This is a genomic window from Spirosoma knui, assembly GCF_054780635.1.
Map to the genome: position 1 here is coordinate 1 of NZ_BAAGVY010000004.1, position 12,791 is coordinate 12,791.

Consider the following 12,791-nt stretch of genomic DNA (forward strand, 5'->3'; position numbering starts at 1 on the left):
GAGTCGGTCAGATTGGTAGAATACATTGGTGGTTCTTTGTTTCTACCAACTTACTGGCTCCTTACTGTATTGGCAACACCATTTTTAGACAGTCTCTTAGCCTTTGTCTATCTCCGTTGACGAATATCACGTCCGTTAAATTCACCTCTGACGAGTGGTCTTCTGCCCCCGAATGATAGCGCGGAACTGTTCTTTACAGATAAGTTCGGGACTAGCTCTATTAGCAACTCGCTGGCTAGTTCTGCCGCTAGTTGAGTCCGACAACCGGCGTTCACCGTCAGCCTGTTCGGCCCATAGACCTTTACGCTACCCAAACGGTCAACAATCTTGAAAAAGAAGTTACTCTGAGATTGATCTGGGCGTTGATCAAGGTCAGGCTCAAGGTAGCCGTACACCAGGTGTTGGTTGATAAGATTTGTATAAGCTATCTATCTTACCCTGTTGCAAATAAGCGTAGATAATAGGGCAAAATGGGTAGTTATGCCGTTTCGCAACTCCCATGCGGCAAAGGTAGCAGGATGTAAAAGGGAGCGTGTAGGTTAACCTGATAGAGCAGATTGAGTAACGAAGACGTTAGAATTTGTTGCATTTTGATAACTTGAGTTAATCTCGGGATGAACAAAGCCGGAGTAGGTGGTACATGGGCTAAAAATCAGGCCTAAAGCGTAGATAACGTTCGCTGTTTGCCAGCTTCGCGAAGGCACGTATTCGTTGTAGTGAAATACCGGTGACTGCCCAAAAACGATCGTTGAATGGAAACCCAGTCGTCAGAATTTGCCAAGTAGCCATAGGCCAGCCACTCGGACAGGAGCAACTGACTGATCTGCGCATAGTCATCGCGCCCAAGGTAGTCTAGGTCTGCATCGCACAGAATGGTCTCGGGAAAGGTAGTCGGTGCCTGCGGAACCCGCGTCGACAGAATGAGCTGGCAAACATGAGCAACCTGAGCAGGCGCGTAGCCAAACGTTGGCAGGTACAGCGTGGCAAGTCGGCAGCTCTCAGCCTCGTGTTCGGCGTAAGCGTTCAGAAATCCCGCATCGTGATAGCAGGCTGCGGTTTGGAGCAGCTGTAGCAAATCAGGGTCGGTGATTCCTTCGGCCCGGGCGATCCGGTCGGCCTGCTTCATTACGTCCAGAGTGTGGTGAACGCTGTGGTAGGTAAGCAGGGGGGACAGGTGTACCCTCAGAGTGTCCAGTATAAACTGGCAGGCAAGTTGCGTTTGCATGAATGCGGTTACTTACGCCCGTAACCGGGCAAGTTCATCGGGATGCAGTCCGTTGAGCACCTCTATAGCATGTTCATAGCCTTTTTGTACAATGTGGTCGTACGAGGCCCAATTCATGATGCCATAGCGGCTCACGTCGGGATTGAAATACAGATCAGTATGACGAATATTTTCGTTACGCCGGGCGCTGCTGTACAGTAGGGTGGCATTGAGCATGAGCGACAAGAGCGAGGGGAGTCGGTATTTTCGTTGTCGTTTAGACCGAAACCGATCCCGGAGCAGGCTCGTCGGGCTGGGAATCTGCTCCATAGTCAGCTTGCGGGGTTTATCAATGCTCAGGTCTACACCGATGACCTTACCGACTCCGAACTGGCTCATCACATCAGCGGGGAAATTATTAAATGATCCCCCGTCTACCAGCAGATCGTCTCCGTCGATTACGGGCGGAAATACCCCCGGAATGGCCGAAGTCGCCAGCAGGTATTTGAGCATGGGGCCCCGCGTGTGAATCTCCTCGCGGGCACGCGTGTAATTACTCGACAGGGCAAAAAAAGTTAGCCAGCTATCTTCAATGTAGGGAGTCGGGTTGCCGGTGAAATCACTAATGCAGGTCTGAATCATCTGCTCGATGCGCCGGCCCCGGATGAGCGAAATAAACGGCAGAACATTGTAGTCTTTGGTAGGGTTGAAACGAGCGGCTTTGCGGAGGTGCTGGGTAGTGGGCTCTATGGACTCGTCAAAAGAGAACGTAGCGGCTACCAGCCCACCCACGCTTGTCCCGCCAACAAAATCGATTGGGATGTCCCACTCCTGCAACGCCCGTAGAACGCCAATGTGGGCGAAGCCTTTGGCCCCGCCCCCGGCTAGTACCAGCCCAACAGAGGTACCGCTTAAAATGCGGGCTAGCCGGGCTATGTCACGGTTTTGTCCGGGGCGCAGGTGGTAGTGCCGCTTCACGGCCGGCCGTGAAGCCAGCCAGTGAGCTGTATCACGTGGATGGGCTGTATTGGACGGATGCAGCAACAGCAGCGTATGCGGAACGCTCGTCCACAGTTCATCCATCAGATATTGCTTTTCGATGAGCGTCAGGTTGGGGGACTGGGTGGCATCGGCTAGCAGCAGGATTTCGTCGGCCTGCCGCAGACACCGACGTGTCCACTCCGAGAGAACCGGTAGCCCCCCCGGATGGTCGGGCCGAACCGGGTCCGCAAGGTATAGCATAAACTCGTGCTGCGACTCCTGGTCATCGAGCCACTGACTTAGCTGCCGATAAGCCACCTGATTATCTTTGTCGACCTGGGCAAAATTAGGCTGGTTGAAGACTTCCTGTACTTCGTCGCTCGAAACTACGAAGGTTGTTCCTTTCCGGCGTAACTGGGTTGAGAGTTCGCCCGCCAGCCACGCAGCTGGGCTGACGAGACCGACAGGGCCGTCGTGCAGGGCCAGCACACAGATGTTAACGGGTTTCTTAGCGGGGCGCGAGGGTACGTCTGACCCGTTTGTTTTGGGCTGTCCCTGCGAGGTTCGAAGCCGGTTGATAATGAGTTTAGTTACGTTTATCGACACGGCGGGATAGGCGGCAATAATCTGCTCAAAGGCGTTTTTAGCTAATTTTACCAAAACGCTGTCACGCAGTGCCACAATGGTCGCACTACGTGGGTCACCGGTAAAAATGGCCATTTCACCCACGGTTTCGCCCCGGATGATTTCACCAATTACCTGATGGTTACCCTGCTGATCAGTTGTATATGCCTGCAACCGACCGCTGATGACAAAATACAGACAGTCGCCGGGTTCGTATTGCCGAAACAAAACCTCACCCCCGCTGATCTCCACCCACTCCAGCATGGGTTCGAGCAAGGAGAGCATAGTCGTGTCAAACTCGCCGAAAATGCTGTGCAAGTTCGTCAGTAGCTGTTCTTTCTGATGAGCGTTAGCTAAAGGTTCGATTGTAAGTCTCATAGAAAACGGCGGTTAAACACGTACAGGATTTGAGACTTTTTCATACTGACCATCAACAAAATACATACTCATATTGGCTTTATTCTTAGTGGCTATTTCCCCCCGGTGTCGGCAGTTGAATCCTGTCTGTACCCGCTCGTAGGTTGCACCAGAGATGTTAACCTGCCCCGGCTCACTGGCTGATTCGAGCCGGGCCGCCGTGTTGACTGTGTCGCCCCATATGTCGTAGGCAAACTTGGTGGCACCCACCACGCCCGCAATCACCGGTCCGGTGTGAATCCCAATCCGAATCTGAAAGCCGATTTTGCCCTCGCGGGCGCGTTGGACCTCGAGTTCGCTGATGAAGTCCCGGATTTCCAGGGCGGCTGCCACCATCTCGTGAGCATGATCGGGGTGGGCCGCGGGTAACCCGCCCGCGCACAGGTAGGCATCGCCGATGGTCTTGATTTTTTCGAGACTAGGGTATTTACCGATGATGTGGTCAAAGTGCCGGAAGCAATAGTCGATCTCCTGCACCAGATCAACAGGCGAGAGCTGTTCGCTAATTTTGGTAAAGTCGCGGAAGTCAGTAAACATGATCGTCACCTCCTCGTGGTGGCGGGTGCGAGTAATGCCCTGAACCTTCAGTTCATCGACCAGTTCACCGGGCAGGATGTTAAGTAACAACTCATCGGAGCGTTTACGGGCCAGATCGAGCTGGACGTTTTTCTGACCCAGTTCGCGGTTAGCGCGTTGCTTATTGGTCATGAGTCGCCAGAGGAGAGCCGCCAGCGCTATCAGCAGGCCAGCCCCCACCAGCAGCGCATTCCGAATGGTGCGTTCATGCTCAACTTCGGCGGCTTTGAGGGCTTTTTCTTGTTCAAGAATCTGGAGTTGATCCTGCTGGGACCGCAGGATCAACTCTCGCATAGTTAGTATCGAATCTTTCTGACCAATCAATCGATCTTTTTGCCCGATGAGCTGGTCTTTCTGCCCGATGAGCTTGCCCTGCCGTTGAAGTTGCTGGGTACGCAGCGAGAGTTTTTGCCCCTGCTGAGCTAGCAGTGTCTGTTTTTGTTGGGTTTCGGTACTCAACGCACTCACGGCCTGCTGGGAGTTGGCGGCAGTTTCTTCGGCCTGTGCTTTCTGAGTTTCGAGCCGATTCAATTCGGCCATCAAATCAACCGAACGTAACGTTTCCTCTGCCCGTTTGCGGAATCGCCGGGCTTTGGCTTTGTTGCCGAGGGTGGTGTGAACTCTGGCGAGTTGCAGAGAAGCCAGTCCAATTACCTTAGTGGCGTTAAGCTTTTGACCGAGGTCGAGGGCACGCTGAGCGTAGGTAAGCGCACCGTTTGGATTACTGAGTTCGAGGTCTTTCGCTATGAAGAGCAGGATCTCGGCTTTGCGGGTAGAGTCGGTTTGTTGAGCCAGTTCGTTAGCCCAATGCGAAGACGGGAGTGCGCTATCCTGCGCCCATCCGGGCGACGATAACCTGAACAGTAAGCCAATCAGAATAAAGCGGAGCAAATGATTGGTACGCATAACTAAAAAGTGGAAAGTTGACGATTTATTATACTGGTGGCACGCCAATAGTCCTCGCTCAGCGTGCTGCTCCTCCTGCAGTACGCTACTGGGTCACCGCCCCGCTAGTTCAGATTACTCTTGCTGCCTATACTATCCCACAGACCGACACCCCATTCTTCAGCGAGAAACCCACAGTGTCGTGCGGTCCGTGCCGGTGACGTGCTTATAGCCCAGGTGCATACCAGATGATGGTGCAAGTAGCCACCGGGCGCAAAAATCTGCTAACGCGCTCGTCGCATTGATTAACAACCTCGTCGCATGAAGCAAAAAAAAGCTTCCATTACCGGACTTTTTAGCGTAACGTCGCTGTTTAAGGGAGATGAAGTGGCCGCTCGACTGTAGTGCGAGGGAGAGACGCCATACCCTTGGCGAAGTGCGACAGGTTATCGAAATCCACCGCATACGCCATCTGCGTTACGTTCAGTTCGACCTCAACAAGTAGTTGGGCCGGACTACCCTGACCGGCCGCTACGCTGATCACCGCTGTTGCGCCCCGTCACGTTACCCCTAGCCCCCACTACGGTCGTGATGGCAGGGGTACAACCGTTGAGTTGGATTGAGGGAGGCAAACGGCGAGGTGTTTCGCCCATTACTGTACCCTTTATGGAGGGGAGGTCTCAATCTGGCTGTATAGCAGCATTACCCTCGCTCCATTGACCGGGTTGAAGAAAGTTCTATCTCCACCATTACCAAACAGCATACAGTTGGTCTGAGTGGTACTGCTGCTTAAAGTATTGGAACTCCCTCTCCATTTAGGTGTTTAGGCCTGTTTGGCCGCAAAAGCCCATTAATCTCCCAAAACCAGAATGCTCCAGGGATGCTATCGAAGCCATAAAGCGATAAAGACGCCCGACTTTTCAGCCAGGCGTCTTTGGGCACAGAGAGTCTCTTTCCTCTATGGCTTGATCACCTTCACGCTCCGGCGTTCAATACCTCCATCCCTACTCGATCGACTGATGACATCCAGCACATACACCCCGCTGACCTCACCCTGTAGATCCCAATCAATGACCTGCTCAGCAGCAGCCTGCTCCCAGCGCTGCTGGCGGACCAGACGACCACGAAGGTCAACCAACTCTACTTGCAACGGGCGATATTCACCTCCTCGTACCACCGCCCGTAAGTGCTCTTGCTGAAGAGGGTTGGGAGCCAGCAACACCGCTAAAGGCGATTCATCTATGACCGTTTCGGCCCCTACACGAGCCCGGCAGCTGGCGTCTACATACAGCCGGTACGGACCGTAGACCACTACGCTGCCTGCCCCATCCGTCACCTTCAGGTAGAAGTCACCCTGGGTGTTGGTCTGGGCGTTGATGATGGTCAGACTGCTGGTAGCCGTACCCCGAAACAACTGGGGAGTCTCCATGATCTTGGGCGTAGTCAGACTGTTCTTGTACCACTCATACTTGACCGGACTACCGCTCACCGCCACGCTGATCACCGCGGTACCGCCCCGGCACACCGTCAGACTACTGACGCCCCCTACTACGGTGGTGCTGGCCGTGGCCGAGCATCCTTCACTGGTGGTGGCCGTCACTGAGTAGACACCCACCGCCCTCACCTGGGCCGTGGGGCTGGCAGTGCCACCGGGCTGGCTAGCCCCGCTGCTGAAGACGTAGCGGGCAAAGCCAGGGCTGGCCACCAGGCTGACACTGGCGTTGGTGAAGGACAAGGGTCCCGTGTTGCTCAGGCTCAGTGCCGGTGCCGCGCTCAGGGTGAGGCTGGTTTGAGCCGCAGCCCGTTGTCCGCTCTGCTCCACCGTCAGGGTAAAGCTCTGACTGCCCGTGCCCGCAGCCGTCAGGCTCTGACTGAAAGCGGTGCCCGTAGCGGTGCCGGATAGGGGACTGCTACCGTTGGTGAGGGTGTAGTTGTAGCTGCCCGTTACGTTGCTGATGGTGGCGGTGAACGTCACCGGACTACCTGCACAGACCGCGGCTGGACTGGCCGACAGGCCCGCGATGGTAGGTGTGGCATTAGTCACCGTCAGGCTATAGACCGCACTTGTTCCCGCGCAGCCGTTGGCGTCGGTAGCTCGCACGGTGAGGGAGTAGCTGCCCGCCTGCGTCGGTGTGCCACTCAGTTCCCCTGTGGTGGCCAGGCTCAGCCCACTAGGCAGACTGCCCTCCACCACGCTGAAGCTGTAGGGACTACTGCCCCCCAGGGCGGTGAAGGACTGGCTGAAAGCCACGCCCTGGGGGGCCGCAGTGATAGTGGGGTTACTCACAGCGATAGTCGCTGTATTGCTGGTAATCGTGGTGCTGGCTACGGCTGAGCACGTACTGCCCGAAAGTACCGTTACGGAGTACGTACCAGCCACACTTACCGTCCGAACAGGGTTGGTTGAAGCATCATCCCAAATGTAGCTGGTACCTCCACTGGCTGTTAGGCTTACGGTAGGACTGGCGCAGGTTAGTATAGCCGATTCTGGACTGATGCTGGCCGTTACCTGAGGGGTTAGGGTCACCGTCACCGATTCGGTTTTGGTACAGGCATTGGCGCCGTAGTTGACCGAAAAATACAGGATTGTCGTGCTGCCCGCGGCCAGATTGCTGGGCGTAAACGCGTTACTGGCCTGGTCATAACTACCCGCTGGCTGGGTCAGCGCCGGGTCTTTATACCAGGTTGTACCAATGGTAAGCTGGCTGCTGTTTTCGCCCAATTGAAGCGCCGGACTAATCCCACTGACACAGCCAATGACAGGCATGTCAAACGGGTTATTATTCGTCACGTTCGGGATTGGATTTCCCTGCGGATACTCAATATCGCCGGTGTTGATGAACGACCCCGTGTTCGTGTGCGGCTGCGTCGTACTGACCGTTAACAGGCCTGCATTGGTAAAGCTGCCGCTGTTAGCAACATTGTCGAAAACAGTTAGTGTGGCGCAGACACTGTTATTGAGTGTACCGGCGTTGGTGATGCCGTTGCCCGCAATGCTGCTCGAGGTGCCAATGCTGATCGTACCTGAATTAGTAAAGGTATTACCAGCCTCGTTGGTGATGCCGTCCCGGGTATAGGCCGCTTGGCCGATACTGATTACTCCCCCTGCCAGGTTAGTAAATAGCGCGTTGGTGGTTGTGTTTAGAATCCCCCGCTCGCCCAGGGGTGCGTTGTCACCCATTCGTATCTCGCCCCCGTTGGTAAAGGTAGTCCGGTTGACTACTCCCCGAAGCACGCCGTCGAGCTGAATACGGCCCCCGGCCAGGTTAGCGAAGGAGGTTCCGGCGTTAAGGATACCGTTACCGCCCGTAATAGAAAGGGATCTGATACTGATCATTCCGCTATTGGTAAAGGAGGAGTTCGCCACGTTCCAGATACCGTTCCCGTTACTATTGGCTGTCCGGGCGGCATAGATTACCCCCGTACTTGTGTTAATGAATGTACCAACGGTCTGAATATTATCCTGCGCGGAAAAAGCGACGTTACCGATGGTTAGTGTTGCGGCATTCGTGAATGTTCCATTGTTTAGCACGCCATTATTACCTGTCCGGTTGATAGTAATAGCACCACCATCGGCATTGGTAAACGTATCTGTTCCTTTTAATATAAAGATGCCGTAGCTGGTTACAGCCGAATAACTACCGATTTGGATGACGGCTGTATTCGTGAACGTACCACCATCTAATCGAATACCATTGATTCCCGCGTTGTCGACCTGGATATAGCCTCCGGCGATGTTGCTGAACGAGCCCGTGCCGTTAATGAGTAGCCCGTTTCCACCAATAGACGCCGACTGACCGACGGTGATAGTAGCGGAGTTGGTAGCGGTACCTGTATTCTGGAAGCCGTGGCTGGTTGTCCGATCAATACGGATACTGCCGCCCGTGTTGTTTTGAAACACCCCCTGATTCAACACCCCTACCCCCCCTACGGTAGCTGACGACAAATTACCGACAACCACTTGCCCATTGTTAACAACAGTTCCGCTTGTGAACAAGGTCACGGTATTGTTTCCTATTAATCGTGACCCGTTGAGGGTTAGTATTCCCGCGTTTGTGATAGCAAGCGATGCCCCACTCTGCACTTCCACCGAGTTGGCCACGGCGTTGGTACCCAGAACAGGCTTATTAGGCGGGGTTGCCGGAATGACCACATCATCCGTGCTGAGTGGCACCCGCGCCATACACCAGTTACCGGCCGTATTCCAGTCGGTACTAGTCTGCCCCGTCCAGGTTAGCCTTGTTGTGGCGGCCTGGTCTACGGTAGTCGATGCTACTGATGAACAACCGCTCCCTCCGTTGATGACCGTCACGGAGTACGTACCCGCGGTGCTCACTGTGGCCTGATTGCTGGTACCTATCGGGGTGGCTCCCGTGCTGAAACGATACGACGTTCCCCCCGATGCCGTCAGTGTTACACTACTCAGCGTGCAGCTCAAGGGACCATTATTGGTTAATTCCGCCGTAGGAGTCGCGTTGACCGTCACACCCGTTGTTGCCTGGGTACTTTGCCCGCTCTGCTCCACCGTCAGGGTAAAGCTCTGACTGCCCGAACCAGCCGCCGTCAGGCTCTGGCTGAAAGCGGTGCCCGTAGCGGTGCCGGATAGGGGACTGCTACCGTTGGTGAGGGTGTAGTTGTAGCTGCCCGTTACGTTGCTGATGGTGGCGGTGAACGTCACCGGACTACCTGCACAGACCGCGGCTGGACTAGCCGACAGACCCGTAATGGCAGGCGTGGCATCAGTCACCGTCAGGCTATAGACCGCACTTGTTCCCGCGCAGCCGTTGGCGTCGGTGGCCCGCACGGTGAGGGAGTAGCTGCCCGCCTGCGTCGGCGTGCCACTCAGTTCCCCTGTGGTGGCCAGGCTCAGCCCACTAGGCAGACTGCCCTCCACCACGCTGAAGCTGTAGGGACCACTGCCCCCCACTACCGTGAAGGACTGGCTGAAGGCCACGCCTTGGCTGGCCGTGATGGTGGCGGGGTTGCTGAGGGTGATGCGGGTAGGCTCACCCTGATACTCGTAAGCGCCCATGTCGATGGTGCCGTTGTTGAAGAAGCGGGTGTTACCCGCCAGATCGGTAGCCGGGCCGTTGGCGGTAGCGTAAGCCTGATTGTCACCCGTGTTGATGGCGGGCGAGCAGGGGCTGAGCTGGGCCGAGCTGGTAGAAGCGAAGGGGCTGATGGTAGTGGTGAGGTTGTTGCCCCCATCGGTGTAGTTCGTTACCGAAGCCTCCAAGAGCGAGTAGCGAGCGGTCAGATTTGAATTGTCGTTATAAATCGTATTGCTGCCCCCGTTGCCGAACAGCACACAGTTAGTTAAACTCGGACTGCTTTTGTAATTATCCATCCCCCCACCCCTAGAAGAAGCGGAGTTATTGAGGATGGAGCAGTTAGTTAAACTCGGACTACTGTTGCCAACATTATTCATCCCCCCGCCGGAAGAGGTAGCGGAGTTATTGAGGATGGAGCAGTTGGTTAAAATTGGACTGCTGTCAATAAAATTATATATTCCCCCACCATCAAGCTTAGCGGAATTGCCCGCAAAGGAGCAGTTGGTTAAAACCGGACTGCTTGTGTAATTATACATCCCCCCGCCCTCCCTAGAGGAATTGTTTTGGAAGGCGCAGTTGGTTAAAATCGGACTGCTGTTAAAGTTATACATCCCCCCGCCGGAGCCGAACAAGTTGCCGTTGCTCCCACTGATGAGGAAGCCGTCCAGCACCGCCGTGCGGTCAAGACCGCTGTTGCTGATTACACGGTAACTGTTGTCGGTGTTGTCGCCTAATAGGCCGATGTCCCCGCTGAGCGTGCTGCTGGAGGGGCTACCTGTTACCGGGTTCACCGACCCCCGTTGGCTTAGGTCGATTTCCGTGCCCGCAAAGCCCCCGTAGACCGATACCCCGTTCTTCAGCGAGAAACTCGCATTGCGATCACTGCCGGTCGTGGGCTTATAGATACCGGCCGCTACCCAGACCTGCTGGGCACCGCTGAAGTTGATCTGACTTTGTAGGTCCCCTGAGGCATCGGCCCAGCTGCTGCCGCTGCCCGTACCTCCCTGCCTGACGTAACGGATGAACAAAGACGAAAAAGTATTGCTCAGGCTAAAGGCCACGCTGGAGATACCCCCCCGGGCACTGGCTGTCACCGAATAAGGACTACCCGCCGTGGCATTGGCCGTCACCGAGACGGTAGCCGTCGTGCCAGCAATGCTGGCCGTGACGGAGGTGGGGTTAATGCTGGCACCCGATCCCGGCCCCGTAAACGTAACCACCCCACCCGCCACGGGCTCGGCGTTGGCACTACTCACGCTAACCGTCAGGGGGCTTTCGAAGGTTGCTCCGATAAGGGCACTCTGGCTGTCGCCGGCCGTCAGAGCCAGGCTGAAGCCCTGCGACTCGAACGAACCAATGTCGGTCGCCCCTACGCGGGCCACTCCCCGCGCATCGGTAGTTGGAGCGCCACTGGCTGTACCGGCATTGATGGCCGGGCTACCTGGCAACAGCGCGTAGGTCGGCAGCCCACCCCCGTAGTTGCCCAGCCCACCCAGCAGGGCAGTGACGCCTACCTGATTGTTATTGATCCCATTGCGCAGGTTTTGGGTGTTGTTGACCACTGAACCGATCACATTGTAGGCCGATGAAGAACTGACACTACCTGATTGAAAAACGTCGTTAGGAGCTGTGCCGTCGGCGTTGGTGTTACCCGCAATCAGGCAGTTGATGAATGTAGGCGTAGCGTTTTGCCAAATGTTGACTCCGCCCCCGGAGTTACTCTTATTCTCGCTGAAGGTAGCGTTGACAAACAGGCCCGTGCCCGCATCCATGTATATACCCCCGCCCTGACCAGCCGAGTTGTTGCTGAAGGTGCAGTTGGTCAGGTTGAGGTTTGTCTCGGCGCCGACACCTCCGCCCGCATTACCAGCGGAGTTGCCCACAAACAGACAGTTGGTCAGGGAAGTGGGCGCTCCGCCATATACTCCTCCCCCAACGGAAGCCGTGTTGTTGCGCAGGATACAGTTGAATAAGCTCAGTGGCCCCCTGCTGGCAATGCCCCCACCGGTGTTGGCATTCCCATCGGCAATCGTAAAGCCGGTAAAACTGACCGTGTTGTTGTTGGGGATAGTGAAAATACCGTAGTCCCCGCCCGTGCTTCGGCGCACGGTGAGGTTGCTGGCCCCCGGCCCGATAAAGGCAATATCTTTGCTAATATTAGGTAGTTCACTGGCCAGATTGATGGTGCCGCTCACGCTGGCGGTGATGGTGAAGGGAGCGGGGCTGGAACTGGCCATTACGTCCAGCATGGCCTGGCGTAAGCTGCCCGTGCCCGCATCGGCCGTGTTAGTAACCGTGAACGTGGTTTGCGCTTTGGCTAAGGGTCCACTTAGGCCAAGCACGACCAGGAAAAGAACGTAAAGGATTGGTTTCATATAAAAGAGCAAAGATTTATCTGTTGATTAAGCCGGTCGATACCTACCAGTTGGGTAGCTCCGATTGATTAAAAAGAAATGGGTTAAAGAGTATTCATAGACGTTGTCGATCGATCGCGTTTGTTGACACTTGACAACAGACTTCGGACCAGGCGCTCCCGGCTTCGTTTGAGCCGCATCTTGACGGCGCTTTCCGACAGGCTGACTTGCTGGCAGATTTGTTGAATCGATAAGCCTTGCTCGTACTTCAGCCGTAGCAGCTTTTGCTCCTCAACTGCCAACCGGCTCAGGGCCGCTTCCTGCGTTTGAAGAAAATATTCGGTATCCTCAGCCGTTTCGTCGTTGGCCAGTCGGGCGCTGTGTGCTTCGGTCAGTGACGCCATTCTTCGGCGGTTGTCCTGCTGGAGCTTGGTCAGGCAGTGATTGTAGGAGATGGCGTACAACCAGGTTGAAAAAGACGAGCGGTTTTGAAAGGTATTCCGTTTTTCGAAGGCTTTGAGGAAAATGTCCTGGGTGTAATCCTGAGCCGCCATCTCATCCTTCGTTATGGATAGACAGGTTCGAAATACTTTACCGACGTACTGCCGGTATAGCCTGGCAAAGCCATCATCTGACTGGTGATCCAATGCCACGTCAGCGGCAGGTTGGTCAGCAGGTAGGTTTGTCTTCATACGCACT

The 12,791-nt window shown here is 55.4% G+C and carries 6 protein-coding genes; all 6 read right to left on the bottom strand.

The window, feature by feature from the left end; genetic code table 11:
- Positions 1–658: 658 nt before the first annotated feature.
- The 6 genes from ACYVIY_RS10655 to ACYVIY_RS10680 all read right to left on the bottom strand — a co-directional run bounded on the left by ACYVIY_RS10655 (position 659) and on the right by ACYVIY_RS10680 (position 12,784).
- Entirely contained in the window at positions 659–1,225 is a 567-nt protein-coding gene (locus ACYVIY_RS10655; protein ID WP_460976324.1) for an HD domain-containing protein, read from the bottom strand.
- 12 nt (positions 1,226–1,237) lie between these two features.
- On the bottom strand, positions 1,238–3,187 hold the full coding sequence (locus ACYVIY_RS10660; protein ID WP_460976325.1) for a cyclic nucleotide-binding domain-containing protein: 1,950 nt from the start codon (positions 3,185–3,187) through the stop codon (positions 1,238–1,240).
- Positions 3,188–3,199: 12 nt separating this feature from the next.
- Positions 3,200–4,708, bottom strand: coding sequence for an adenylate/guanylate cyclase domain-containing protein (locus ACYVIY_RS10665; RefSeq protein WP_460976326.1), 1,509 nt, complete (start codon positions 4,706–4,708; stop codon positions 3,200–3,202).
- Positions 4,709–5,060: 352 nt separating this feature from the next.
- Positions 5,061–5,231, bottom strand: a complete 171-nt coding sequence (locus ACYVIY_RS10670; protein ID WP_460976327.1) for a hypothetical protein — start codon at positions 5,229–5,231, stop codon at positions 5,061–5,063.
- Positions 5,232–5,645: 414 nt separating this feature from the next.
- Positions 5,646–12,113, bottom strand: a complete 6,468-nt coding sequence (locus ACYVIY_RS10675) for a choice-of-anchor Q domain-containing protein (RefSeq protein ID WP_460976328.1) — start codon at positions 12,111–12,113, stop codon at positions 5,646–5,648.
- A gap of 83 nt (positions 12,114–12,196) precedes the next feature.
- A complete protein-coding gene (locus ACYVIY_RS10680; RefSeq protein WP_460976329.1) occupies positions 12,197–12,784 on the bottom strand; it encodes an RNA polymerase sigma factor in 588 nt (195 codons plus the stop codon).
- Positions 12,785–12,791 lie beyond the last annotated feature (7 nt).